At 71.3% G+C, this 26,540-nt stretch carries 21 protein-coding genes; 8 read left to right on the forward strand and 13 right to left on the reverse strand.

Annotation, left to right across the window (positions count from 1 at the left end):
• Nucleotides 1–82 precede the first annotated feature (82 nt).
• The 3 genes from ACIB24_RS20900 to ACIB24_RS20910 form a co-directional block, all read right to left on the reverse strand.
• A complete protein-coding gene (locus tag ACIB24_RS20900) occupies nt 83–472 on the reverse strand; it encodes a hypothetical protein (RefSeq protein ID WP_398284136.1) in 390 nt (129 codons plus the stop codon).
• 368 nt (nt 473–840) lie between these two features.
• Entirely contained in the window at nt 841–1,479 is a 639-nt protein-coding gene (locus ACIB24_RS20905) for a TetR/AcrR family transcriptional regulator (protein WP_398284137.1), read from the reverse strand.
• On the reverse strand, nt 1,476–1,904 hold the full coding sequence (locus ACIB24_RS20910; protein WP_398284138.1) for a hypothetical protein: 429 nt from the start codon (nt 1,902–1,904) through the stop codon (nt 1,476–1,478). Before ACIB24_RS20910 ends, ACIB24_RS20905 begins: the two co-directional genes overlap by 4 nt.
• 267 nt (nt 1,905–2,171) lie before the next feature.
• Here ACIB24_RS20910 and ACIB24_RS20915 point away from each other — a divergent pair, with 267 nt between their 5' ends.
• Together ACIB24_RS20915 and ACIB24_RS20920 are read left to right on the forward strand one after the other, a co-directional pair.
• Nucleotides 2,172–3,659 carry a sugar transferase gene (locus ACIB24_RS20915; RefSeq protein WP_398284139.1) on the forward strand — a complete coding sequence of 496 codons (1,488 nt, stop codon included), beginning with the start codon at nt 2,172–2,174 and terminating at the stop codon, nt 3,657–3,659.
• A gap of 122 nt (nt 3,660–3,781) precedes the next feature.
• Entirely contained in the window at nt 3,782–4,108 is a 327-nt protein-coding gene (locus tag ACIB24_RS20920) for a YciI family protein (RefSeq protein WP_398284140.1), read from the forward strand.
• 3 nt (nt 4,109–4,111) lie between these two features.
• Here ACIB24_RS20920 and ACIB24_RS20925 read toward each other — a convergent pair whose 3' ends face one another.
• Nucleotides 4,112–4,702 (reverse strand): hypothetical protein, encoded by a 591-nt coding sequence (locus tag ACIB24_RS20925; protein WP_398284141.1) that lies wholly within the window; start codon nt 4,700–4,702, stop codon nt 4,112–4,114.
• Between the two features lie 129 nt (nt 4,703–4,831).
• The gene (locus ACIB24_RS20930; protein ID WP_398284142.1) at nt 4,832–6,796 is read right to left on the reverse strand and encodes a serine/threonine-protein kinase; all 1,965 of its coding nucleotides are present in this window, start codon (nt 6,794–6,796) and stop codon (nt 4,832–4,834) included.
• 134 nt (nt 6,797–6,930) lie between these two features.
• Here ACIB24_RS20930 and ACIB24_RS20935 point away from each other — a divergent pair, with 134 nt between their 5' ends.
• On the forward strand, nt 6,931–8,700 hold the full coding sequence (locus tag ACIB24_RS20935; protein ID WP_398284143.1) for a protein kinase domain-containing protein: 1,770 nt from the start codon (nt 6,931–6,933) through the stop codon (nt 8,698–8,700).
• Entirely contained in the window at nt 8,697–9,863 is a 1,167-nt protein-coding gene (locus ACIB24_RS20940) for an FHA domain-containing protein (RefSeq protein ID WP_398284144.1), read from the forward strand. Before ACIB24_RS20935 ends, ACIB24_RS20940 begins: the two co-directional genes overlap by 4 nt.
• Here the strand turns inward: ACIB24_RS20940 and ACIB24_RS20945 are convergent.
• From ACIB24_RS20945 to ACIB24_RS20970, 6 genes are all read right to left on the reverse strand, one after another.
• The gene (locus ACIB24_RS20945; protein WP_398284145.1) at nt 9,857–10,519 is read right to left on the reverse strand and encodes a hypothetical protein; all 663 of its coding nucleotides are present in this window, start codon (nt 10,517–10,519) and stop codon (nt 9,857–9,859) included. The genes ACIB24_RS20940 and ACIB24_RS20945 overlap by 7 nt on opposite strands.
• Nucleotides 10,516–11,337, reverse strand: coding sequence for a hypothetical protein (locus ACIB24_RS20950; protein ID WP_398284146.1), 822 nt, complete (start codon nt 11,335–11,337; stop codon nt 10,516–10,518). The genes ACIB24_RS20945 and ACIB24_RS20950 overlap by 4 nt, the downstream gene beginning before the upstream one ends.
• Nucleotides 11,337–12,536 (reverse strand): hypothetical protein, encoded by a 1,200-nt coding sequence (locus ACIB24_RS20955; protein WP_398284147.1) that lies wholly within the window; start codon nt 12,534–12,536, stop codon nt 11,337–11,339. The genes ACIB24_RS20950 and ACIB24_RS20955 overlap by 1 nt, the downstream gene beginning before the upstream one ends.
• An 11-nt stretch (nt 12,537–12,547) precedes the next feature.
• Nucleotides 12,548–12,820, reverse strand: coding sequence for a hypothetical protein (locus tag ACIB24_RS20960; RefSeq protein WP_398284148.1), 273 nt, complete (start codon nt 12,818–12,820; stop codon nt 12,548–12,550).
• Between the two features lie 93 nt (nt 12,821–12,913).
• A complete protein-coding gene (locus tag ACIB24_RS20965) occupies nt 12,914–17,254 on the reverse strand; it encodes an FtsK/SpoIIIE domain-containing protein (protein ID WP_398284149.1) in 4,341 nt (1,446 codons plus the stop codon).
• Entirely contained in the window at nt 17,254–18,039 is a 786-nt protein-coding gene (locus tag ACIB24_RS20970; protein WP_398284150.1) for an FHA domain-containing protein, read from the reverse strand. Before ACIB24_RS20970 ends, ACIB24_RS20965 begins: the two co-directional genes overlap by 1 nt.
• 79 nt (nt 18,040–18,118) lie before the next feature.
• On the opposite strand from ACIB24_RS20970, the gene ACIB24_RS20975 reads away from it, so the two are divergent.
• On the forward strand, nt 18,119–20,623 hold the full coding sequence (locus ACIB24_RS20975; RefSeq protein ID WP_398284151.1) for an extracellular solute-binding protein: 2,505 nt from the start codon (nt 18,119–18,121) through the stop codon (nt 20,621–20,623).
• Nucleotides 20,624–20,649: 26 nt separating this feature from the next.
• On the forward strand, nt 20,650–21,630 hold the full coding sequence (locus ACIB24_RS20980; protein ID WP_398284152.1) for a hypothetical protein: 981 nt from the start codon (nt 20,650–20,652) through the stop codon (nt 21,628–21,630).
• A gap of 5 nt (nt 21,631–21,635) precedes the next feature.
• Here the strand turns inward: ACIB24_RS20980 and ACIB24_RS20985 are convergent, their stop codons facing one another.
• Together ACIB24_RS20985 and ACIB24_RS20990 are read right to left on the reverse strand one after the other, a co-directional pair.
• Nucleotides 21,636–22,256, reverse strand: a complete 621-nt coding sequence (locus ACIB24_RS20985; protein WP_398284153.1) for a dihydrofolate reductase family protein — start codon at nt 22,254–22,256, stop codon at nt 21,636–21,638.
• Nucleotides 22,253–23,470: an HNH endonuclease gene (locus ACIB24_RS20990; RefSeq protein WP_398284154.1), complete on the reverse strand. Its 1,218-nt coding sequence runs from the start codon at nt 23,468–23,470 to the stop codon at nt 22,253–22,255. Before ACIB24_RS20990 ends, ACIB24_RS20985 begins: the two co-directional genes overlap by 4 nt.
• Nucleotides 23,471–23,687: 217 nt before the next feature.
• Between ACIB24_RS20990 and ACIB24_RS20995 the strand changes: the two genes are divergently transcribed.
• Complete coding sequence (locus ACIB24_RS20995; protein ID WP_398284155.1) at nt 23,688–24,632, forward strand: DUF6615 family protein; 945 nt, start codon at nt 23,688–23,690, stop codon at nt 24,630–24,632.
• A gap of 90 nt (nt 24,633–24,722) precedes the next feature.
• Nucleotides 24,723–26,534, forward strand: coding sequence for a serine/threonine-protein kinase (locus ACIB24_RS21000; RefSeq protein WP_398284156.1), 1,812 nt, complete (start codon nt 24,723–24,725; stop codon nt 26,532–26,534).
• The last annotated feature ends 6 nt before the right edge of the window (nt 26,535–26,540 follow it).

A 26,540-nucleotide genomic window follows, 5' to 3' on the forward strand; every position in this document is an offset into this window, starting at 1 on the left:
CGAGATCGTGTCCGACATGCCCAGCTCCAAACCGCCAAGCATCACGCTCGGCGTGTCGAGCCAGACCCAGTTACACCGTTAATCAGACAGTCCCGCCACCCGCAGCGGCCAGACCGGTGTTGACCGCCGCCCAGGACCCGTCCTTCTGCTGGACGCGCACCGGGTGGTTCGTGATGTCCTTCGACAACATCCCATTCGGGTTCGCCCACACAGTGGCCGTGGGCGTCCGCTCCGACACCACCTCGACCCGCTCGCCCGAACCATGAGCCTGCGCCAGAGCCGCAGCCTCATCTTGCGGATGGTCTCCCAGGTCGATCGGAGCCGGAGCGGCCGCCTCAGCCTTCGGCGCCGCTGCAACGTCCGCCGCGAACGCCACCGCCGAGACACCACTGACGATCAATGCCGCCGAGACCACAGTGGCCAGTCCGCGCTGACGCGGGGAACGCTGCGAGAAGAACGAGAAAGTACGCACGACCAAACAGCCCCGATGCAGCCATCACACGCCCCAGCCACCCGTGCAGCGGTCCCGTGATTCCGCTGCGCCAAGCCGTGCGAAGCCGCCACTCTTCTTGAGCAACTCGTTCGGCAACACGAAGTAACCCACAGCAATTGCAAGATCACAAGAGGTTGACAAAGGGCGTTCTACTCTGCGTGGCCCTTACCGGCCGACTCGTCTGCCACGAAAATGTCTGGCGAAAATCCCTGCCTAAAAAGTGTTTCCATCATTCTGCAGACGATCTGACGATGTCGTTGACGGATCACGCACGTCCGCCCGAACGCACCGACCCCGAGGTCCGGCGAGGGCCGAGCCGATGGTGAGCGGCGTCGTCCCGGTGCTTGTCACTTCACCGGCGCCGAGGCGCCCGGTCCGCAGAAGCCCCGCAGGAGAACCGCCGCGGCGTGCTCGGCGTACCGCTCGGCGTCCACGGCGGGGTGCGCGTCGAGATAGGTGAGGACGGCGTCGACCGCCCCCTGGTAGACGACCGCCATCAACCGCGGGTCCAGGTGCGGGTCGAAGTGCCCTTCGACCTGCCCGCGGCGGAACAGCGCCTCCTGGCCGGCGTAGGTCTCCTCGAAGTCGTCGAGGCCGAGCCGCAGGCTGCCGTCGGCGTGGCGCAGGTGGACGACGATCTCGCGCAGGCTCGCCAGCTCGTCGCGGTGGGTGGTGCGCAGCGCGACCGCGCGACGGACCGCGGCGGGGATCACCTCCGGGGCAGCTTGAGTCAGGTCGATGTCGGTCGCGACCCGGTCGCGCAGCAGCGCCAGGGTTCGGCGGGCGGTGAACTCCAGCAGGTCGTCCCGGTCGGAGAAGTAGTGCCAGAGGAGGCCTTTCGACGTGCCGGCCCGCTGGGCGATCGCGTCGGCCGTCGCGCCCGAGTAGCCGGCCTCGGCGATCACGGCGACGGCGGCGTCGGCGAGCTGCTCGCGGCGCCGTTCGGCGCTGAGTCGCTTCCGCGGGGCGGCCTGCTCGTCGCTCACCGGGCCGCCGGCTCGGCGTCACGGGCGTGGGAACGCAACCGGATGCGCACCACGAGGAGGATCAGCACGGCCATCATCACCGCGATGCCGACCATTTCGAGGCGCATCCACCCCGGGAACGTGCCGGGCAGCAGCGCCTCCACCACGTTGACGAGGAAGAGGGCCGCCGCGATCAGGCCGACCGCCCGCAGCCCCGCAACCCGCCCGGCCGTGGCCGCCCGCATGCGCAAAGGCAGGAGCGCCGCGAAGAAGGCGACGATGACCGCGTGGACCCACGCCGACTCGCCGGCCTGGCGCGGGTCGACCTTCGCCAGGATCGCCAGCAGCACCAGGGTGCCCAGGGCGACGACTACGTACGCGGAGATCGTGAACCGGGCGGCTCGCAGATCACTTACCGACTCCGACGAGTCGAACGTGTTGACCATGCGGTCAATAATATTGACCCGTAGGTCAATAAGCAACTGGGTGCGATTTGGCGTGTTTGCCTACGCCGGAGTCCCTACTTGGTTACCGTCAGGTTTCACCGGCGCCCCGAGATGCAGTGATGTCCATCAAGGGGGCATCTTGGTCGGTTGACCTGGCCTAATGTGGGTATTGCGGTTCCGGGGCCACCCCGGTCCGGCCGACCAGGGGCGCTCGGTGGCACGGCCCGAGCAGAGCACCAGGTAGGCAGGACGGGAGGGTTCGGCGGGATGACTCAGATCTCCAGCCAGCACGTCCCCATCGACCGCCTCATGACCTCCGCCGCGCAGACCGCCGGCCTCCCGATCCGGCGCGACGGCCAGGCGGCGAGCATGCTGCGCCGCTACCGGAACCTCGTGATCACGGGTGACGTGCTGGTCAGCGCTTCCGCCGTGGCCGCCGCGGTCTGGCTGCGGTTCGACACCGAGACCCCCTGGTTCTACGCGATCACCCCGGTCGTCGCGCCCCTGCTGTGGCTGGCGTTCCTCGCGGTGAACCGCACCTACGAGACCCGCTTCCTCGCCTCCGGCAGCGAGGAGACCGACCGGGTCGTGCGGGCCGGGCTGGCCCTGTTCACGCTCGTGGCCGTCGGCTCGTACACGCTGGCGGGCAACGTGTCCCGGGCCATCGTGCTGTTCTCGGCGCCAGCCATCGTCGTCGGCTCGCTCACCCTGCGCTGGTACCTGCGGCAGCGGGTGCACAACGCGCGCCGCTCCGGCCGCGGGGTGCACCGCACCGTGATCGTCGGCCGGCATGACGCCGCCCGCCACCTGATCTCGATGCTCCAGCGGGCCTCCTACCGGGGCCTGGCCCCGGTGGCCGCCTGCGTCCCGGACCTGCAGGGCCTGCGCCCCGGCGACATCGACGGCATCAAGGTCATGGGCGGCCCCGAGGACGTGCTCGACGTCGTCGACCGGGTCGGCGCCCACACCGTCGCGATCGTCTCCCACCCCGACCTCGCCGGCCACGAACTGCGGCGCCTGTCCTGGGCCCTGGAGGAACGCCAGGTCGACCTGCTCGTCTCCCCCGGGATCATGGAGGTCGCCGGCCCCCGCCTGTCCATCCGCCCCGTCGCCGGCCTGTCCTTGCTGCACCTGGAGAAACCCCGCGCGCACGGCGGCAAGCTCCTGTTGAAGGCGGTCGTCGACCGCCTCTTCGGCACGTTCCTGCTGCTGCTGTTCGCGCCGGTGCTGTTCGCCGTGGCGCTGGCCATCAAGCTCGACAGCCGCGGCCCGGTCTTCTTCCGCCAGACCCGGGTCGGCGTCGACGGCCGCGAGTTCGCGATCGTCAAGTTCCGCTCGATGGTCGTGGACGCCGAAGCGCGCCTCGCCGCGCTCGCCTCCTCCTCCGAGGGCAACGGCATGCTGTTCAAGATGCGTGAGGACCCGCGCGTCACCCGGGTCGGGCGCTTCATCCGCCGCTACTCCCTCGACGAACTCCCCCAGCTGATCAACGTGGCCCGCGGCGAGATGTCCCTCGTCGGCCCGCGCCCGCCGCTACCGTCGGAGGTCGCCACCTACGACGGCGACGCCACCCGCCGCCTGCGGGTGCGCCCCGGGATGACGGGGCTCTGGCAGGTGTCCGGCCGGTCCGACCTGTCGTGGGAAGAGAGCCTGCGGCTAGACCTGCGCTACGTCGACAACTGGTCCATCGGCATGGACCTCAGCATCCTCTGGAAGACGATCCGCGCGGTCCTGGGTAGCGACGGGGCCTACTGACCCCCTCCTCCGCGTTGATCATGCGCAAACGCAGGATCGCCTGTCGCATCGGCCACTCGCCATTCGTAGTACTGCTGAGCGGCCGCTACCCACGCGGCCCTGAGCGCAGGAGATGATCAGCGATGCAATACCTGCTTTCCGTGGTCCACGACAGCCCCGACGCCCAGGCCTCCCCTGACGAGACCGCCGCGATCGACACCTTCAACGCGCAACTCCAGGAACAGGGGCAGTGGGTGTTCGCCGGCGGGCTCGGCTACCCGGACAACGCGACCACGATCGACGCGCGTGGGGCCGAGACGGTGATCACCGACGGACCGTTCGCGGAAACGAAGGAGTACCTCGTCGGGTTCTGGATCATCGAGGCGCCGGACCTCGACGTGGCCCTGAAGCTGGGCACCGCGGGCTCGAAGGCGTGCAACCGGAAGGTCGAGGTCCGGCCGTTCCTGTGACTGTCAGTCCTCCGCGGCCATGAACTCGTCGCAGCTGCCCTGGGTGTCGTCACTGTCGTCGACCACGGGGTGAACGTCCGCCTGCACCCGCATGGCATTGTGGGGAATCGCGGTCGTGACGAAGCCACCGGTGGCCGCTTCCTTGGCCAGGGCCGGTTGCAGCTGGCGCTGCCCCCGGTCGTCGAGGGCTACGACTATCACCTTGAAGTTCTTGCCGGACTCCCGGGCCAGCTCCTTCGCGTCCATGCTGCCGAGATGTCCACCGGTGCGCCACTTTCCGTCGGTTCCCACGGCTATCGCTCCCCCACCTGTGACGTAATACGTCAGCTGGTCGGGCGACTGGACGAGCGCCACCAGCACCCACTGCGGGTCGAGGTCCGCTGTCCCGCAAACCTGCAACTGACCGTCGAGGACACTCGCGCCGGTGGCCGGCACGGCCAGGGTCAGCGATCGAACCGTGTGCGACTTCACCTTGTTCAACAGGTCGACCGGCGTCGAGAAGAAGAAGACGGTCACACCACCGAGCACCGTGAGAATCGAGGCGATCGAGCCGACAGTCTCCAGAATGGACCGCCCACGTGGTGTTTCCGTCATGTCCGCCGCACCCCCGCTGTGAAACCCGACCGGGCCGACGATCCGGATGATCGTCTGCGGCGACTATGGGGCCTGTCGACAAGAGCTTTCGAGGGCAGCCCTGCCCAAGCCCGGGCAGCAAGGATCGGGTCAGCGGCAGACCCAGGGACGGCTACGGGCAGTCATCCCGGCCACGGTGGCGGCTATGTGTTTTGTTCCGCTCACTCCTGTGTAGCCCCAGCCGTCCTCCGTGCCGGAACTGCTGCCGCCCGAGGAGTCCGTCTCGATCGATGTCTTCTCCTTGGCCCCGTTGGGGAAGGAGAGTTTGACGGGATAACGGGTGTCGGGCTTGAGGCCCCGCACGACCACGTCCACGGTGCAGTATCTCTCCCCGTCGTCCTTGAACTTATCGCCGGGGCGGACTTTGAGGGACGGCTTGTCGTACGTACGCACCTCCGCCTCGACCGTGTCGGACAGCGCGCCCGACAGCGCCCGGGTGACGGCGGTGGCCGTGTACGTCGTCGCGTACTCGCCCTCGATCGTGCACTCGCCGCGTCCCTCCAGGACCGGCGGGCAGTCGCCGAGGGCGGCCTTCGACAGGCTCACCGTGGTGACCGTTCCCCGCTGAGGGATCACGTCCCACAAGAGTCTGAGCCGCTTGCCGTGCGGATACTCGTCCACGCTGAGATCCAGCGTGGGAGCACGTGGTGGGTGCTCCGGGCACCCCCGGTCGAGGTTGTTGACACAATAGGCGGCCGCGTCCTCGTACTGGCCGACGAGCGCCTCAGCGGCCGACCTGTCCTCTACGGAGACGCGGTCCTTCAGTCGCTGCCGTAGGGCCAGGGGCAGGGCGGACGTCGGCACCGACGTCTTCTCGTAGGAGACCAGCAGCGGTAACCAGGCACCCCGCTGAATGGCGACGACCCCGTCCCGGTCCTTCACACCGTAGGTGTGGCGCTCGACCAGGCCGAGAACGAGCCCGCACGCGACGATCACGGCGAGACCCATGGCCGCGACGCCGACCAGGCGACGACGAGACCGGCGACGCCTGACCACGAGCTCGGCCGGCTCCGGCGGCTCGCCGGCGGGCGGCTCGGGCTCGGCATCATCTCGACGCCGGGTGACCTCGTCGGAATCCTCGGCATTCAGGACGGTCGTCTCGCCCGTGATCCCAACCTCGGACGGCACGACCTCGGACGGCACGACCTCGGACGGCACGACCTCGGGCGGCGCGTCCGTAAGTCGCTCGTCCCCGGGCGCTCGTTCGTCGTCGGGGCGCGGCTGCGGGTCAGGCAATTCGGCGAGCGTCGCCTGCAGCTCGGAAGCAAACTCACGCGCGGACGGCGGCCGCACGGCAGGGTCTGCGGCGAGGCCTCGCAGGATCACCGCCGCGGCGGCGGGCGGAACCCCGTCACCCAGCGGATCCGGCGATGTCACGTGGGCCTGCGGACCACGACCCGCGTCCGCGAACGGTGGACGGCCCGTGATCAGGAAGTACGTGGTGGAGGCCAACGAGTAGACATCCGAGGCGATTGAGTAGTTGTTGTCCCGCAGGACTTCCGGTGCGGCGTGCGCCGTCGTGAACGCGAAGGTCCGGGTGCCCTCACCGACATCGAGCAGGGCTGCGATGCCGAAGTCGGCGAGCAGGGGCTCGCCGTCATCACCGATGAGGACGTTGCTCGGGGTGACGTCTCGGTGGATGACCCCGAGGGCGTGCGCGGCTTCCAGGGCCGACGCGACTCCCCCCACCACCCGACCGACGTCACGCAGGGCGAGGGGCCCCGACTGCTTGACCCGGTCGGCGAAGCTACCGCGCGCGTAAATGCGCATGACGATGAACGGGCGGCCGTCCGCAGCCACACCCGCGTCGTAGACGTCCACGACATGGGCGTGGTTGCTCAGGCTGCTGAGCGCGCGCCGCTCCCGGTCGAACCGTCGGCGTTCGGCCTCGGTTCCCAGATCCGTGAACAGCACCTTCAACGCGACGTCCCGGTCGAGACTGAGCTGCCGGGCCCGATAGACGGTCGACGAGCCGCCACGCCCCAACCGCTCTACGAGGTCGTAGCCCGGGATGCCGAACGACGCCGATCGTGGTTCGGACAAGGCGCCTCCCATCGTGGCCCATGGTCGGACCGGGCAGACCCCCCGACGTCTCGCCGAGCGGGAATGGTGTGATTCGGAGTGCCTATCCTGAGGTATCGGCTCCAGATCTGCAGCCGGTCGGCGCAACGAGGGGACCACGAAGAGACATGGAACGGGGAGAGCGGTTGGAGGAGTACGACCCGCGGCGACTCGGCCGTTTCACGGTGATGGCCCGACTGGGCAGCGGTTCCATGGGGCGTGTCTTCTTGGCGGAGTCCGAGCGGGGGGAACTGGTCGCGATCAAACTGGTGCACGAGGGTCTCGCCTCCGACCCCCAGTTCCGGAAGCGGTTCGCCCGTGAGGTGGAGGCCGCTCGACGGGTCGGCGGCTCGTCGACGGTGCGCGTCCTGGACGCCGACGTCGACGCCGCGCGCCCGTGGATGGCGACCGAATACGTAGACGGGCCAACTGTTCTGGCCTCCGTGGAAGCCGATGGCCCGTTGGTCGACGCCCGGCTGCGTGAGGTGGTCGCGGCGATCGCCGATGCCCTCGTGGACATTCACGCAGCCGACGTGATCCATCGAGACCTCAAGCCGTCCAATGTCGTGCTCGGCCCGGACGGACCGCGGGTGATCGACTTCGGCATCGCCCGCGCGTCCGAGGCCAGCACGATGACCGGCACCGGGCACATCAGCGGCTCCGCCGGGTTCATGTCACCCGAGCAGGCCCTCGGCAGATCGGTGACCCCGGCCACCGACGTGTTCTCCCTTGCAGCCCTGGCCTACTTCGCCGCGACCGGCCGCCCGGTCTTCGGCACCGGCACGGTGGCCGCACTCGTGTTCCGCGTGGTCCACGACGACCCCGACCTGTCCGGGCTCGACGACGCCGGGCTGGTCGACCTGTTCGGCGCCTGCCTCGCCAAAGACCCCGAGGCCCGGCCCACTCCGGCCGAGGTGGCCGCCGTCGTCCGCGGGGAACAGGAGCTGCCCACCCGCCTGGGCACCGTTCCAGCGCGGCCCGTGAACGACGCCCCGACCGTCCACGCCGCGCGCCCACCGGAACCCCTCGCGGCCCAGCCGATCTCCGCAGCGCCCAGCTCACGCCCAGCTCGTAGGGCTCTGGCCCTCGTCGGAGTCGGTGCCGCCGTAATACTCGTCGCGGCCGCCACGCTGGTCGGCGTCCGCCTGCTGGGCGAACCGGCCGGCGCCACCGCCGACAAGGCCGCCGGGCCCGGGCCGTCGACCGCACCCCGCTCCACCACGCTGCCCGGCGCGCTGACCACCTCCCAGCCGACGACCTCGACGTCCTCCGCGCCGTCGAGCACCGCCGGCAGCACCGGCTCGTCCGGCTCCGCCGGGGCGACCGCAGTGTCGGTGCCGGCCGGTGGTTCCGGGAGCAAGCCGCAGTCGGGGGGCGGCACGAACACGGGCCAGAGCTCGTCCGGCGGCAGCACCACCAGGAGCACGACCCCGGCCCGTCAAGCCTCGGTCGGCCTGGACGTGCCCGGCTCGCTCACGGCGAAGGCGTATTTCGGCCGGCTCGACGCGGTGATGGCCACGCTCGACGCTCAGGTCACCTTCCTGGTCAACCCCAGCTTCGAGGCGGCTCACGGCGACCAGTGCGTGCTCACGGTCGTGTTCAAGAAGGCCGTCGGTGACCAGGGCGCCGTCTACGCGCAGAACCTGGGCTCGGGGTGGACGGGGGCGGAGAACCAACCCGACCAGAACGTGTCCACCGACGACGGCGTGATGCACCAGCAGTTGATCGTCCCGCCCGTGGGCACCGGCGCCGGGGCGAGCTGGCAGGGCAGCGCCTTCCTCCGGCTCGACGGCGTCGACCATGAGTCGAGCAGCTACTCGCTGCGGCTCAGCTCCGGCAGCGGCTCGCGAGCGACCTGGAAGTTCGCCGGCCAGAGCGTCCGGTGCACGGTGCCGTGAGCCAGGCCGCGCAGCGCCCCGACCACTCGCCCGCGGACGCCGACGGCGTCCTGACGGTGGTCGACCTCGGCCGCCCCGACGTGGTGCACGAGTTCTCGGCCGAGGGTCAGCGCCGGTCGTTCGGTCGGGGGGCCGAGTGCGACATCGTCATCGCCGGGTCCGGCGAGCGCCGCCTCTCGGCGCTCGCCGGAATCATCTGGCGGATGGACGGCGAGCTGTGGCTGCGCAACGTCTCCCTGGCGCACGACCTCTACGTGGAGGTCCCCGGCCTGCCTCCGGAGCCGCCTCTGCCGCCCCGCCGCAGCGAGACCGACCGCGGGCCCGCCCGATCGATCCCCGGTGACCTGGCCTTCGTCAACGGACCGGACGGCTGTCGCCTGCGGGTTCGACAGATCCTGCCCGAGAACCCGCTGCTGGCCGGCTCCGGCTACGGCGGCGACCCGGAGAAGACCATGCGGGTCCCCCCGGTCCCGACCTCCCTGCGCGACGTGGCGCAGGCGCTGTGCGCTCCCCTGCTGGAGGGCGGACAGCTGCCCGCCTCCTACGCCCAGATCAGCGCCGCCACGGGAATCACCAGCCGGAAGTCCGTGCGCAACAAGGTGGAACAGCTGACGGCCCTCTACCTGGACGAGATCCCGGCCCTGCGCAGCCTGCTGGACGACCGGCTGGAACGCGAGGCAGCCCAGTTGGGCCTCCCCTCGGCGCCCCGGGTGGGCGGCGCCACGCGCAGCGCCGACCCGAGGGCCGACGTCGTCGACACCGCGGAGCAGGAGCGGCGTTCCGCGCTGGCCCTGCCCACGTACTACGAGGTCGCGCACCTGCTGGTCCGTCGCGGCCTGGTCACGTCGGACGGCGCCGGCCCGGCCCCGGCGCCGGCGGTCGAGGCCGAGGGCGGGCGGCCCGGTCCGAAGGTCGTGCGGATCGGCCGGGCACCCTCCAACGCCCTGGTCCTGGGTGATCCGTCGGTCTCCCGCGAGCACGCCGAACTGCTGATCGGGGACGGAACCACCGAGATCCGCGACCTGGGCAGCGGCAACGGGACGTTCGTCAACGGCGTCCAGATCCGCCGGCGCAAGCTCAACCCGGGTGACCTGCTGACCATCGGGAAGTTCACCCTCCGCTACGACGGGCGCAAGCTGGCGATGGTCCGCCGGGATCAGTGACCCGCGGGCCGGTCCCATCGCTCGACCGAGGGGTCGGCCAGTTCCCGCGCGGCCAGGCCGCGGCTGCCCGCGCGCCCGGCCGCGGTCAGGGCGGCCTCGATCGCCTCCAACGCCAGGTCCGGACGACGGGTGCCGATCACCCAGCGGATCTCACCGGCCGCCCCCGTCAGGTTCCAGGCCGCCAACTCCGCCCGCATCCGGTCCATGGCCTCGGTGGTCGCCGACGACGAGGCCCGCCGTCGCCGAGGCGCCGGCCCCGGGAACGACACCGCGATCGTCGTCCAGGGAGCGGTCTGGAACCGGGCCTCACGGGTGCTCCAGCGGCGGCCGAGCAGGTTGGCCCGACGGTGCAGCCGCACCTGACTGGGGTCCACAACGGCCCACGGGACGACCAGGGGCGGCCAGAAGGGCGCGGCCCGCGTCACGAGTTCCCTTTCGTAGAAGGAGTTCTCGACAACGAAGAACGGCAGCAGCACCGCCAGGGTCGCCGTCATGAACGCGAGCACTCCCCACGCGGCGCCGGCGCCCGCCTGCGCAGCCGCGACCAGCACGACCGCCATCACCGCGGAGGCGAGCACCAGGAGCGCCGTCCCGCTCGGCCACAGCCGTTCGGTCAGCAGCAACCGGCCCCGCCCCGCCGTGTCCCCTCCGGTCACGACGGGTCGGGGGTCGAAGCCGCCTGAGAGACCAGTTCCTGCACCCGGTCTCGCAGGGTTTCGGGCCCCACCGACCGGATCAGGGCCGCCGGGCGGCCGGCTTCGCCGGTCCCGGCCTCGGCCAACCGCACCTCGTCCTGCTTGGTCATCACCGTGAGCCGCCGTTGCTCCGCCCGGCCGTCGGGCCCGGCGGTGACCACCACCAGGACGGCGACCAGCAACACGTCCGCCTCGGCCTCGGGCAGGACCCCGCTCGCCGCCGCGCCCAGGTCGACCTCCTCCGCGGGGCCGTCCGTGGTCGCGACCCCGGCCGGGTCGAGGAAGGCGACGAGCGCGTCCACCGCGGGCGCCGTCGGGCCGGCCGAGAACACATGCAGCCCGGCCTGGTTCACCGTCTCGTCGACGACACCGGCCGCGCCCTGGACGTAGAGGACGTGAGTGATGGACTCCTGGTCGCTGCGCCGTTCGGCGATGACGAAGCCGGACGACGAACGGCGGGCCGCGAGCACCGCGTGCGTGTCGCCGTCCACGGCGAGGACGACGTCCCCCGTGGTCTCGTCGATCGCGCTCGGCCGAGCCACCCCGCGGACCGCGAGGCTGCGAGCCGCCACGGTCCGGGCCGTCTCCTGCTCGGTTTCCGGCAACGCCGACAGCCAGGGCAACGGTGCGACGTGATCGGACTGCGGGCCGTCGAGCACGGCCAGCTCCTCGTCCGTCAGTCGCACGACCTCGACGCGCCCCGCGCCGGCCCGCTCGAACAGCCGCCCGAGCAGCGCGGACGTGACCTCCGGCGCCCGCATACGTACCGACCCGCTCATCAGAACAACCCCTTCACGGATTTCCAGGCGCCCGTGGCGCTGCTGCCGACCGCGTGGGCCACGTCACCGGCCCCGTCGGCGACGGCCCCCGCAACGTCGTCCACCGCATGGGCAGCCGTGTCCAGCACCTTCTGGTTCTGGGCGTTGATCCAGTCACCCGCCACGTCGGCGCCGTGGCTGATCGAGTCCCAGTGGTCCACCACGTAGTTCCCACCGGTCCAGACCGCACCGGCGACCAGCGCACCCGCCACCACCCCGGCCCCGAGCGGGCTCAAGGTGATCAGTCCCACCCCGGCTGCGAGCGCCGTTCCGCTGGCGATGGCCGTGATGCCACCGACGCCGCGGTCGATGACGCTGAGCACGCCGGTCTCGTGGTCCGGGTGAATTACCTGCACTACGCCGCCGACCACGCCGAGGAGTCCCCCGGCCCGGCTGAGGGGGCCTGTCATCTTGACGGCATCGACGAAGGCGTTCTCCGCCCGGCCGATCTCGCCGCCGGCCTTCACGACGTCCTGGAAGGCGTCGAGCACGTGCTCCTGACCGAGGTACCACTGGCGCAACACGCGATAGTCGTTCACGTCGTCGACCTGGCGGAGAATGCTGTTCAGCCGGGCATTCTCGGCCTGCCCCGTCCATTCGAACACCCGCTCCGCCTCGCGGAAGACGTCCTTCGCCCGGCCGATGGCCCGCCACTTCTGCAACCACTCGGGAGCGTCATGACCGACGGTCCACAGACTGTCCAACGGCTCATAGATCTTCTTGAAACCGTTGTACGCGCCCGGCACCAGCCCGAGCATCGCCATGAGTCCCAGTGGCACGGCCTCGCCGAGGTCACCGAGACCCGGTGCTCCCGGACCGTTCACCCCGCCGGGCCCCGCGTCGGCCCAGGACCCGACCCCGCCCGGGCCGCTCGGTCCGGCTCCCGACCCGACGGCTCCACTGGCGACCCGCTGCTGCCGGGCCTGGGCCCTGACGGCGGTGGCCGCCCTCTGCAGAGAGTGCGCCACCGCCGCCAGGTCACCCGCGTGCCGGGTCGACCAGGTGGCGGAGAACCGCTCCATGTCCCCGCCGAACCAGGTCGTCTGCGACAGCTGGGCCCGGACCCGGCTGTCGATCTCGGCCAGGTGACCGGCCTGCCGGCTCATCGTCTGCGCCAGGACGTCGAGGTCCTCCGGGGAGGCGCCGATGAAGGTTGCCATCGCGCGTCGCCTCAGGTCGCCGAGGCGTCGATCTGCTGCTGCGCCTCCTGCATGGCGTGGTTGCCGAACTCCTGCAGGGCGGCCTTGACCTGGTTCAGCTGGGCGACGTAGGTGCCCTGCCAGTCGGTCTCGAACTGCTGCCGGTCGGCGCCCACCCACTGGGTCGACCCCAGCTGGCCGGTGATCTTCGAGATGATGCCGTCGATCTCACCCGGCACCGTGGCGGCCAGCAGCTGGCCCAGACTCTGCACCTCTTCGGGCACCATGCCCACGAAACCTGCCATGACGTCCTCCTTCTCGTGTGTCGACCGGGCCCTTCCCGTCGATGGTTCGACCCTAGGTCGGCACGCCGGACCGACTCCAGGGCAGCCCTGCCCCTAGCCGAGCGGTTCGGCGAAACCGATCTGCAGCTTCGACGCGCGACCGCCGGAGACCAGGTAGCCACGACCGCGGGGGTCACCGCGATCGGCGGCCGGCGTGGTGGTGAACAGCAGGTTCGACCCGTCGGCCAGCCCGGGGCGGAGCAGGATGCCCTGCTGCTGGGCTTTGATCAGCTGCGAGAGCTCGCTGAACATCTTGGCGTTGGCGCCGACGTCGGTGAGGAAGACGTGCCCCTCGGCGATGCACCGGCGGGCCAACTGGAGCAGGGCCGCCTCGGCCGGGCCGGAGGCCACCTCGTGCAGGTCCTCCACGACCACCAGGGTCGGCGGGTGCGCCCGGTCCTCCAGGGCGGCCGTGAGCTTCTCCGTCAGTTCGACGATCTGGTCGCGGTCGGTGGCGCGCGCCGTCCAGCGCACCATCGAGCTGACGGGGCTGCGCTCGAGTCCGAGGTAAGCGGCTACCTGGCACCGGCCCGCTCTCAGCACGGCGGCCGCCACCGATCCCACCGTCGTACTACGGCCGCTGTCCGGAGGCCCGGCCACCAGGAAGGTCGAGCGGATCTTCACGCTCACGGGTTCCAGCGTCAGGTCGTCGAGACCGAGCACAGGATCGCCGCCGAGCTGTGCGGGCAGGTCGAGCAGGCGGACCGAGTCCGGAAGGCGCTCGATCCTGCGCGGCGCCGGGCCTGCCATCCGCGACGAGCCAGCCAGTTCGTCCAGCTGCGCGCCCTGTCTGTCGATGGCCTGTTCCGCACGGAACACCCCGACCTGGACCTCGAAGCCGTCCAGGTGGCCGCGACCGGCGGGGGCGTCGGCGGGCAGGGCCGATCCGGCCAACCCGATCAGCGCGTAGTCCTCCTGTGCCATCCGCAGGTAGACCCGCTTCTGCAACGCAGAGTTCAGGCTGCCGGGCAGGCTGACCGGCCGGTCGGCCGCCAGCGCCACATGCACGCCCACCGCACGGCCGTCGACCGCGATCCGCACGAACTGCTCCCACAGGCCGGAACGGCTCTCGTGCTCGGACCGGAACACCTGGGCGCCGTCCACCATCAGCAGAATGCGCGGCTCAGCAGGCGCATTCGCATTCCGCCGATAGTCGGACAGCGTCGCCGCGCCGGCCTTCTGGTAGCGCTCGGCCCGGCTTCGGACCTGCTCGCCCAGCCAGCGCAGCAGCCGAGCCAGCAGATCCGTGTCCTCACGCGCGATGACCGCGCCGACATGGGGCAGCCGGTCGATCAGGGCCAGCCCCCCGGCCCCGAAATCGACGCCGTAGACGTGCATCGGGTCGCCCGCGACGGTGCGCAGCCAGGCCGCCGTCGCCAGCGAGCGCAGCAGTGTGGACTTGCCGGAACCGCCGGTCCCGAACACGCCCAGGTTCCCCTCACGGTCGGGGTCGAACCCGACCGCGTACTGCTTCTGCTGCTCTGGGTCGTCGCGCTGCGCCAGCGGCAGCTCACCGGGATTCACGGTCATCTTCTCGAGGGCGTAGGCCGGCCCCAGCGGCGGCAGCCACGGTGGTACGGCCGGAGCCAGCCGCGCCCGTTCCGTCGCACGACCCACGACGTCGGCCAGCAGCTCCAGGTCGGTCGGCGCCTCCGGGTCCACGGCGGAGTCCGCCGTCGCCGACGCGGGACCGGCCCAGACCGCGGGAGGCCCGAACGCGAGGTCCTCCACCACGATGGAGGGCGGTTCGGGCCCGTCCGATGTCCACCCGCCGGCGTAGGCGGTCTGGAAGGCGTCCAGCCGGCCCGGGCCGGTGCGCACGTAGGCCCGACCCGGCAGGTCCGGCGAGATCAGCCCCGACTCGGGCGAACCCAGGACGTCCGTACTGTCAGCGGTGTCGGCCATGCGCAGGGCCACCCGCAGATTCGTGTTCGCGCGCAGGTTGTCCTTGATGACGTTGGCGGGCCGTTGCGTGGCCAGGATGAGGTGCACGCCCAGCGACCGCCCACGCTGGGCGATGTCGACCATGGAGTCGACGAACTCGGGCAGATCCTGCGCCAGGGCGGCGAACTCGTCCACGACGATCACGAGACTGGGTGGCGTGTCCGGCGCACCGCGGCGTTCCAACTCGAGGAGGTCCTTGACCTTGTGCTCGTTGAGCACCCGTTCCCGGCGCCGCAGTTCCGCGCGCAGCGAGATCAGCGTGCGACCGAACCGGTGCGGAGTCAGATCGGTGATCAACCCCACGGCATGCGGCAGGTCCTGGCAGACGCCGAACGCGGCTCCGCCCTTGTAATCGATGAACAGGAACGTCACGCGCCGCGGGCTGTAGGTCATGGCCAGGCCCATCACCCACGTCTGGAGGAACTCCGACTTGCCCGCGCCCGTCGTCCCGCCGACGAGCGCGTGCGGACCCTGCCGACGGAGGTCCAGGTAGTAGGGCCCCTCGGGGCCCATCCCCACCAGAGCCGACAGGTGCTGCTGCCCCGGGCTGAGTCGGCCGTCCGGGCCGGGCAGCGACCCGCTGGCCACCCAGCGCTCCCGGACCCGTTCCTCCTGGCTGAGCACCTCGTGCCCGACCAGGCTCACGAGGGAGACACTCTCGGGCAGGTCGGACTGGGACGGTACGAGGGCACCGGCGTCCACCACCGGGGACAGCACGCGCGCCGCGCGGGCCGCCACCTCGGCCGGCAGCGGTTCGAGGACCACCGGGTCGACGACCTCGCCGTCGCGGCAGACCACGAGCTGCCCGGCCCCGTCCGGCGCGATGCGCACGTACGTGTCGCAGCGCGCCGGCAGGCGTTCGGCCCGCGCGGCGACGTAGACGACGTGCACACCGACCTCGGCACCGCGCTCCGCGACCCAGACGAGCCGGGCCCGGTCGACGGAGGCGTCGTCGTCCACGAGCACCACGCAGGCGGGGGACGACGACCCGGCCCGTCGCGCCGCCACCTCACGTTCCAGCTCGGTCAACAGTGCTCGGCAGGACCCGGCGTCCCCGGCCAGGTGCGGCACGGCCAGCGGCGAGTGGTCGGACGACGTGTGCGGCAGCCAGCGCAGCCACGACCAGCGGGCCACCCCGGCCCGGTCGGTGAACGCGACCACCACCAGCTCGGCCGGTGAGTGCAGGCCGACGAGCTGCAGGACGACGGAGTCGGCCATGGCCTGCGCCCGTTCGGTGGGCCCCACGACCCCGAAGGCGCCCGCCGCGCCGAGGTCGACGACGACCGGGACGGGTTCGATCACACTGCTGCGCGCGGCCAGCTCGTCGAGTTCGGCCCACAGCGCGGCCTCGGCGGCGTTGCGGGTGGGCAGCACGACGCGGGCGCGGGCGGGTAGCCGCCCCAGGCCGAGCCGGGCCACCAGCCACTGGGGTCGGTCGACGCGGCGGGACCACAGCAACGACGACCGCTCGAAGACGGCGGCCACCACGTCCGCCACCGGCGGCGTCTCGGCGACGCGGGCCGCCCGCTCCGCGTCGGCCGCCTGCGCCAGCCGCCCGCGCAGCACGGTGAGCTGTTCCTCGTGGTCGCGCAGCGCCCGCCGGTACTCGCGGGCCTCCGAGAACCGGGTCTCGGCCCACGTCCCCAGCAGCAGGATCGGACTCATCGCGATGAAGAGGACGACGAACGGGGTCCGGGTGATGGCCAGGATCGCGAGGCCCATGGCGATCGGGACGAGGAACGCGATCACCGGGAAGGCCCGCGACCGGGCCCGCTGCGGTGGCTGTGGCGCCTCCAGTTCCTCGCCCTCGAACACCACCTGGACGCGCGGGCTGCGGTTGTGGTCGGAATCGGAGCGACCGGGGCCGGACGACGCATCCGCCCGCAGCGAGACCCGGATGCCGCTGCCGCCCAGGACGACGACCTCACCGCGGCCCAGGTCGGCGTGGCGCACCTGCTCCTCGCCCAGCAGGATGCCGTTGGCCGAGTTCAGGTCGACGATGTGGGCCTGCGCCCCGGACGACGTCCCCGGTGCGTCGCTGATGACGATGCGCGCGTGCTCGCGGGAGATCATCGTGTCGTCGAGGCGCACGTCGCACGCCGCTCCGCGCCCGACCACCGTGCTGGCCTTGTGCAGCGTGAAGGTCCGGCCCACCTCCGGGCCGCTGACCACGGACAGGGTGCCCAGCGCCGGTTGCGCCTGCGTCTCACCGGTGGCCAGGCAGACCCGGGACCCCGACGGCACCGCCGCCTCCGCGAAGGGCTGCGTGCCGTCGAGCACGCGGCGTCGACCTTCCTCCACCACGGCCAACGTGAGGGGTGCGGAGGCCGCTCGAGGGTCGCCGGCGGCCAGTGCCTCGGCCACGTCCGCGACGGCGGCCCGCAGGTCGCTGACCACCACGACGTCCGCGGCCGAGCCGTTCGCCCGTTCCAGGGTGAGCTTCGTCCGCATCAGTCCTCCCCAGTTCCCGGCCGCACGGTGAACGAGCGACGATTGCCGAGCGACACGCGCTGCCCGACCTCGACGTAGTGACGACGGCCGGCGACGCAGGTAGTGATACTGCCGTCGACCGTCGTGATCCGGGTGCCGTTCGTCGAACCTCGATCGGTGATCCAGAACCCGCTGGAGTCCATGCCGAAGTCGGCGTGCTCCTTCGAGACGCGGCGGTCCGGATCCGGCACGACGACGGTGAGTCGTCCGTCCGCGGCTCGCGGCTGACGGCCCATGACGCCCCCTCCGGTGACGAGCACCGACGGCCCCCAGTCGGGGACGATCAGGTAGGCGCGGGGCTGGGCGGCGGGGCCGGGACGTCGTCCGGCCACCTCGGTCGATTCCTCCCCGGCGGGCGGGGGCAACGGCCGAAGCGCAGGAACGGCCCGGGTGTCGGGCGCAAGTGCCTGCGGCGCAACGCTTTCGATCAGTCCCGCCCGGAGTGCACCGACCAGTTCCTCGGGCACCGCGCCCGACAGATGGACGCGTGCCCCCGACAGGGCCGGCTCGATCACGCACACCACCGTCTCGGTTCGCCTGAGCAGCAGCAGGAGGAGGCTCGACCCGACCGTCGGCAGGGCCAGCGCCCAGGCCGCGATCCGTGACCAAGCGGGTCGCCGGCGCCGGACGAACGTGAGGGCTGAGCCGCTCTGCGGTGCGCTCGCGAAACCATGATCGAACAGCCAGGCTTCCACCGTTCGGCGGATATCCTGGGGGCTACCGGCGAGAGCCACGGAGTGCGTCATGCGCTGCCAACCTCTCGTGGTCACCTGTCTCGCATCAGGATTCACAGCAAACTACCCGCGTCACAACTAATCTGTGCCGGTGACCGGTTGGCCCCTCGTCTCGATGCACTGGACACTCGACGTCGAGCCCATCACGGAGGGTGACTCGAGTCTGCCGCAGGGTGCCCAACAGGCCTCGGGTTGGCAGCAGCGACTGACGAGGATCGGTCCGGGCGGGCGCTACGTCCTCGACGGCCTGATCGCCCGAGGTGGCCAGGCCTGGATCTGGTCGGCCCGCGACACCACCACCGGGACGTCGGTGGCCGTCAAGATTGCCTCGGCCGGTAACCATCTGCAGGAGAACGCGCACCGGATCGCCCGCGAGGCCCAGCTCCTGCGTGCCCTACGTGGGCACGACTCCGTCATGCCGCTGCTCGACGTCGGCGGGCCGGTGCGCTTCTTCGCCGACGGCGACGACCGCTTCGTCGACGAGGCCGACGACCCGTTCCTGACCGAGCTGCCCTGGTTGGTACTCCCGCGCATCCCGCATCTGCGACTGAGAGCGGCTCTCGAGAAGTCGGGCGGCTCGCTGGGCGCCGAGGCGACCACGGGCCTGGCCACGGAGCTGGCCGACGTCCTGGCCCATCTCTCCCGGCACGGAGTCGTTCATCGCGACCTGTCCCCGGGAAACGTGCTGCTGCGTCGCGAAGGCCTGGTGGTGGCCGACTTCGGACTGGCGTGGCAGCGCGGCCATCCCGACGAGGCCATGCGCGAGCTGGAGACGCAGCAGCGGGCCATGCTCACCGAGTTCGGCGGGCCGGGCATGACGGCCGGGTGGGCCGCCCCCGAGCGACATTCCGTCGACGAGAACAGCGGAGACCGTCCGGACCGCGACGAGGCGGGCGACGTGTTCTGCTGGGGTCTGTTCACCTTCGCAGCGATCGCCGGACGCCACGCCTGGAAGAGCGCGTCCTCCGACGCCAATCCGCTGAAGCCGCGGCCGTCCGAGCTCCACGAGATGACGGCCGGCCACCCGGCACCGGATGTCGGCCCCCTGCACGCCCTGCCGAGTGAGCTGTCCGAACTCGCACGGGCCGCGTTGTCCCCTCAGCCACGGGACCGGCCGAGCGCCGCCGAGATCGTCGACCGGCTGAGCGGCGCCGACGATCGGACGGTTCAGTCCAGCACGGTGCTGCGGACGAGATCGCACTCCTCGCCGACCCGGCCGTCCGCCACGCCCCCGACGCCGCAACTCCCACCGGGAGGTCTTCGCCCCGTCCCGGTCCCGCGCCGGTCCCGGCGCACCGCGCTGATCGCAGCGACTGTCGCGGTCGCCGTCCTGGCCGTGGGCGGGACAGCCGGGTGGGCCCTTTCCCGGGGCGAGCCGGACCCGCCGTCCCCCGGTGGTCCGGCCTCCCTGACGATCGGCACCTACGGGACGTCGCCGCCCGTGTCGGAGCAGATGTCGGTGGCCTATCACCGCTTGTGGCCCGACGTGACCGTGAAGGTGGGCCGGCACGACTACGACACCTACGAGAAGGACCTCCGGAACAGGGCCGCCACCGGTGCACGCTCGGAGGACCTGCAACAGGTGGAACAGTCCTCGGTCGCGGCGCTGACCCGGCATGCCGACTACTTCGTCGACTTCAAGGACCTCATCGATGCGTCTGCCTGGGACCCGGCCGACTTGCGCCTGGTGACCGCCCCCGACGGCCGGGTGATCGGGTTGCCGTTGGACAGCGGCGGACTGTCCCTCTGCTACAACCGGGCCCTGCTGGAGAAGGCCGGGTTGCCGACGGACCGGCAGGAGCTGGCGGCGGCCCTGCCCGACTGGGAGGCCTACGTCGCCATGGGTCGCAAGTATATGGCAGATGCGCCGAAAGGTACTGCCTGGTACGACAACTCGGCTCATCTGATGAACGGGATTCTGGGCGGAGCGGTCTCCGGTGACCTGGGCGGCACGCCCGCCGCTCGGGCCGCTGCCCAGTCGGCCTACGACTCGGCTTCCGACCCCACGGTCAAGGCCGCCTGGGACCTCGTGGCGGACGCCGTGGAAGCCGGCGAGAGCGCCGAGGCACGGGCCGCCACCAGCGGGAAGGACTTGAACGAGGGCCACTTCGCGACGGTCGTGTGCCCCTCGTGGATGATCGGTGACATCGACGCCGCGTTCGGCGGCGCGGCCAGCGACTGGGATGTCGCCGCAGCACCGGGCGGCAAGGGGAACTGGTCCGGCTCCTACCTGGTTGTTCCGAAGAACGGACCCCACGTCCAGCAGGCGATCAAGCTGGCGCTGTGGTTGACCGCCACGCAGCAGCAGTCGGACGCCTTCGACCAGCTGCGCCACTTCCCGGCCTCCCTGGCGGCCCGCGACTCCGCCCAGGTCCGGGGGGCCACATCAGCCTTCTTCAACGGCGCGCCGGTCGGACAGATCATCGGGGACTCGCTCACCGGCTTCGCCGACTCGCCGCTGCGCGCCGAGAGCGTCGACGTGGCCAACGCCGTTCATCCCGCCCTGAACGCGCTGGAGAACGGGAAGTCGCCGACGAGCGCCTGGGAGAGGGCGCGCGCCGCGCTGGAGAGGCTGAACCAGGACGGCTCAGGGTGATCCGGGCACTTACGAAGGCTTTCATCGTGGGGGTCTGCCTCGCCGCCGTGGCGGCCTGCTCGACGTCCCCCACCCCGGCCCCCGCACCCAGCTCGCGCGAAGTGGCGCTCGGCGTCTTCCGTGGCACGGAAATACCGCGGGTTCGAGCGTTCGGAGAATGGCTCGGTCGACAACCTGACTACGTCCTCGACTTCCCCGAGACCGGCTCGTGGGAAACCATTCTCAGGTCCACACGCGAGAAGGGCGATTACTGGCGAGGCAGCGGGTACCGGCTCGTGTACTCGGTGCCGCTGCTGCCCGACGAGGCGGCACCGACCATGGCGAAGGGCGCCGACGGCACGTACGACGACCGGTTCACCGACATCGCCCAGGCTCTCGTGGAAACCGGTCAGTCGAACGCCGTGATCCGCCTCGGCTGGGAGTTCAACATCAAGAACTCGCGCTGGAAGACGGACGTCCCGGCCGAGTTCATCGCCTTCTGGCAGCACGTCGTGAGCGCGATGCGGGCGGTGCCCGGCAACCGTTTCGAGTTCGACTGGAACCCGACGAACGGCTACACAGCATTCTCCGGGGAGAAGTACTGGCCCGGCGGCGACTACGTCGATTACGTGGGCATCGACGTGTACGACATCTCCTGGCGCAACGGCAGTTACCCGTACCCGAAGGGCTGCGACGACGACGCCTGTCGACTTCCCCGCCAGCAATTGGCCTGGGACGAGATCTACAACGGCGAGCGGGGACTCGGGTTCTGGACGGAGTTCGCCGCCGACCACGGTAAGCCCGTCTCGCTCCCCGAGTGGGCGATGTGGACCCGGACCGAGGACTACAACAGCGGCGACGACGATCCCTACTTCATCGACCAGATGGCCGACTACATCGAGAACCCGGCCCACAACGTCGCCTACCAGATCTACTTCGACTTCCTCGCCGACAACGGACCGCACCGCCTCCAGGAGGACTTCCCGCGCGGTGGTGCCCGATACCGGGAGCGCTTCGGGCAACCCTGAGCCCTTTAGTCGCCGACCCGGCGGTACCGGATGTGCGTGGTCAGCGGCGAGTGCAGCACCTCGACGGGCTCGAACGGGAAGTCCTGGCCTTCGAAGATGCGCTCTCCCGAACCGAGCAGGACGGGCGCGATGTCGAGGGTCAGCTCGTCGATGACGCCGGCGGCCAACGCCTGCCGCACGGCAGACGCTCCCCCGGCGATGTCGACCCCCTTCTCGCCGGCCGCCTCACGCGCCGCCGCGTAGGCAGCGTCGAAGCCGTCGGTGACGAAGTGGAAGGTCGTCCCGCCCTCCAGCTCGATCGGCTCGTGCGCGTGGTGGGTGAGCACGAAAACCGGCGCGTGGTAGGGCGGTTCGGGGCCCCACCAGCCGGTCCACTCCTCGTCCCATGGGCCGCGGACCGGGCCGAACATGTTCCGGCCCATCACGTATGCACCGCGCGGGCGCATGAGCCAGTCGTTCGCCACCCGGTCGGCGTCGTTCGCCCGCGGGTCGCCGATGTGCCAACCGTGCAGCTCACGCCCCCGCGTGCCCAGCGGGTTGTCCCGGGCCTGGTCGGGCCCGGCGACGAACCCGTCCAGCGAGATCGACATGTGGCACGTGGTGTACGGCTCCGCGAGATCGGTCATGGGGCCATCCTGCCCTTGGCGAGGTTGCACCACTGACAGAGCCCCTGACCGTTGGCCGCCGACGTCGGCCCACCGTCGGCGTACGGCAGCACGTGGTCGATCTGCCGGATCGGCGCATCGCACCAGGGCGTACGGCAGTACTGGTCGCGCGCGACGATGAAACGGCGCAACCCGGCGGGGAACTGGCGTGACCGGGCTTCCATCTGGACGAGTTCGCCAGTCTCCGGTGAACTCCAGAGGCGACGGACCTGGCGGACGACGTGTTGGTCGGGCGGGTCGGCGAGTGCCCTGGCCAGCGGGGCGGGGATGGGGCCGTAGCCGTGCACGTGCGCGGGCTCGTCGCACGCGCCGGTGAGCGCCTGGTCGCTGATGACGAGTTGCACCTCGACGGGCACGTTCGCGGCCTGGCTGGTGCCCAGCACGCGGGACGCGAGCGTGTCGGCCATGACCTGCCCCCGGGAGCGGTGGTCGTCGGGGTCGACGGCGGCCGAGTCGGCGGCCTGCGACAGCGCGGCGAAAACGGCGACGCCCTCGGCGACGGGCAGGTGGGCGGTGACGACGGTCATGCAGTCGGGCGCCGGGCGGATGGTGACGCGACGCTGCACCGTCGCCTTCTGAGCCTGCTTCCAGGCCAGCCCCGGTTCGAGCCGTTGCGCGATGCGGCGGGCCTCGCGTTCGACGGCGCCGTCGCCGAGCAGACCGAGCCGCGGGGCCAGCTGCTCGTCGACGATCGCCCGGGACTCCTTCGAGAGCAGGGCCGTCTCGCGCACGACGAGAGTCGCCCGCCAGTGGGTGGTCTCGCCGCGTTCGAGGGCCGCCAGCGTCTGCGGCAGCTCGTCGACCAGGCAGCGGGCGACGCCGAGCAGGCGACCCGCCTTGTGCGGCGAGACGTGCAGGGCGCCGGCGATCTCCGAGGTGACGGCGCGCCGGGCCCGGTCGTCGGGCTGACCCTTCGCCAGACGACGGGCCCGGGCCGAGTCGTCGTACGCGGCGGCCGCACGCACCTGGGCAGCCGCGACAGCGGAGGCCAGCTTCTCGAGCGCCCCCAGCAGCCGAAGCCGCTCGTCATCTGCGGAGGGAAGCTCGGTCTCACCGAGCCGCGCGGCGAACTCTTCCACCTCGTCGACCGGGCCGAATTCGGGGTGCGCCGCGGAGAACTCCACCGCCCACAGCTGGGCAGGGTCGGCCAGCATCGCAATGTCGACCGCCGCCATGCTCACACCCCCGAAGGCGTCGCACATCTGTTCGAATCCATGTCAATGGTGGCATACTCCAGTGCTCCGCGCAAGAGAAACTCGGCCACCGGGCGAGCCGAAAATGTCTCTCTCAGAGCGTAATTCGAGACCGACCGCAAGCTATGCCGGCCGCCGGGACTCAAGGCACGACTCTGGCCGTCGATGTGGACTGCACGTTCACGGGGAGGAGCAATCCATGGGGCAGTTCTCTTCATACGATCTGCGACGGCAACTCGCCGGCCGCTTCATGACCGAGGCCGCGCGGGTCTACGACGATCTGCGTGACTCGGATCGCTGTGGAGCCGGACTCAAAGAAGAAGCCATCACGTCGAACTTCTTGATCGGCCTGAGCCGTCACGCCACACCGGCACTGTCGTTCCGTGCCTACTCACATACCGAGGAGAAGCTGACCGGCGCCGACTGGGAGTGGTGGTTCGGCGACGGGCCCGGCACTCCCTATGTGGGCGTGCGCGTCCAGGCCAAGCGCTGGCGCACGACGGTCGCCGGAGGGTACGACTTCAGGTATCCGAACGATTCGTCTCGACCGCGGCAGGTGGACACCCTGATCAGCGCCGCGCGCGCGAGCACGCCTCCGCGGGCGGCGCTGTACTGCCTCTACTCCGGCCCGCGGACGAAGTCCCTCCATTCTCACTGCTGCCAGCCGGTTCCCCCTCCGGAACCCGCCTTGGGTATCAGCGTCATCCCCGCCCTCGCCGCGCGCGCGATCGCCGACCGCCGTAGCGGGGTGAGCGCAGATGCCAATGACTACGCGGTCCCGCTTCACTGCCTCGTGCTCTGTGAGCCGTCGTGGGTCGGGTCGATGCATTCCGCGCCGGGCGCGGCGACCGAGCCCGTTCCCGACGACGTCCCGCTCAGTTGGTGGGTGAACTCAGCCCTGACCGGTCTCCAAAACTTGATCATCCAAGACGCGCACGTCGCCGCGGCCGACGAGACCTCCGTCGTGATGAATTGGCAGCAGGTACCTGACGGCGTTCAACGCCTCGTCCGGTTCGAGCAGGACGAGGTTCGCGCCGAGCCCGACGACCAACTGAAGACCTATCTGGACGATCAGCGCCTGCAGGGGCTGATCACCTTCAGCCTCCGCGCGTCGCCTGCCCCCGAGGAGCCTCGACAGGGTTGAGCTTCCAGCGACGCCTGCGCCTGGTGTTGCGAATCGCCATATTCACCGATATGCCTCCCCAACCGCCCACGGGTGGAGCACAATCTCCGCATGGCGGAGCCGAGCGCAGAACTCGAAGGACCAGGTCAAGACCTGGTCTTCGAGGAGCGCATCGGCTCGGGCGGCGCCGCCCAGGTGTACCGGGTGCGCGACCTGCGGCTGGGGCGCCTCTTCGCGCTGAAGGCCTACCGCCGCCCGGTGGAGGACCTGTCGGTCCGGGCCGCGTTCGAGCTGGAGACCCGGGTCGCGACGCAGCTGGGCACGCACCCGAACATCGCGACGGTCCTGGGCGCCGGCGTCTCCGAGGGGCGCCCGTGGCTGGCGACGGAACTGGTCGAGGGCGGCCCGCTGTCCCGCCGGCTCAAGGGGGGCCCGCTGCCCTGGGCCGAGGCGCTGCGCCTGGCCATCACAACGGCCGAGACCCTGAGCTGGGCGCACAACCTCGACGCCCCCGTGCTGCACCGCGACGTGACCCCGGCGAACGTGCTGCTCGACAGCTTCGGCCGGCCGATCCTGACCGACTTCGGCGTCGCCGCGGCCGGCAACTCCCCCGGCCGGATCGCCGGGTACACGCCCTCCTACTCGGCGCCCGAGGTGCTGGCCCGCGGCCGCTACTCGGTCTCCTCCGAGATCTGGAGCGTCAGCGCGATCCTGCACCAGATGCTCACCGGTTCCACGCCTTTCCGGTACGACGGGCGCCGCGGCATCACCGCCTACGTGCAGCAGCAGAAGTCCCGCCTGCCCCGGCTCGGCGACGGCGTCCCCGAACCGCTGGCGGAACTGGTCCGCTCGGGCCTGCACCCCGACCCCGAGGCCCGGCCCACGTCGATGCTGTCGCTGGCCCTGCGCCTGCGCACGGTCGAGGCCGAACTCGGGTTCACGCCGACGCCGCGCACGGCCGGGCCGATCGCGATCCCCACCGGCCCCGAGGCCCGGGCGATCCTCGCCGGCTTCGACCGCGCCGTCGTCCTGCCCGCCACCGACGACCCCGACTTCAGCGACCCGGCGGACGGCCCCGAAGAGGTGACGGCCGACGTCCGGCCCGAGTACTTCGACGACCCGGAACCCGAGGTGACGTTCGCGCCCGACGCGCTGGGCGGCGTCCCGGCCACCCCGGCCCGCGGCCTGCGGGCCGTGCGGCGGCGCAGCCGGCGTCCGGCCCCGCCCGTGGTCGCCGCGATCGCGACCGGCACGGCCGCCGTGGTCATCGGCCTCCTGCTGACGGTCAGCGGGTCGGTGAGCATCGTGGCCGGCGGCCCACGCAGCAAGGCCACGAAGGACAACGTCTCCCAGGCGCTGACGGTCGTCGACCCGCAGAAGCCGCAGGGCGGCACCGACGGCACCACCCCACCTCCCGGTGGGGAGACCGCGCCGCTGCCGCCGTGGGGGTCCGTGGTCGGAGACCGCCCCCTGGACCCGGCGAAGCCGGCCGACAGCACCGGGACGACGCCGGTCACCCCGGTCACGCCGGTCACCCCCGTCGTGCCCGGGGGGCCCGTAGTCCCGCCGGTCGTCGTCCCGCCCGTGAACCCGCCCGTGAACCCGCCGGTCGTGGACCCGCCGCCGGACCCGGTCGTCGACCCGCCGGTGGTGAACCCGCCGGTCGTGGACCCGCCGGTCGTCGACCCGCCGGTCGTCGACCCGCCCGTCGTCGACCCGCCCGTCGTCGACCCGCCCGTCGTCGATCCGCCGGTCGTCGACCCGCCGGTCGTGGACCCGCCCGTCGTCGACCCACCCGTCGTCGATCCGCCCGTGGTGGACCCGCCGGTGGTGAACCCGCCGGACCCGGCGCCCCAGCCGGACCCTCAGCCGGCGCCCGACCCGGACCCGACGCCCACGCCGACCCCGGACCCGGCTCCCTGACGTCGC

It is taken from the genome of Spongisporangium articulatum (assembly GCF_044465595.1).
Classification (GTDB): Bacteria; Actinomycetota; Actinomycetes; order Actinomycetales; family Kineosporiaceae; genus Spongisporangium; species Spongisporangium articulatum.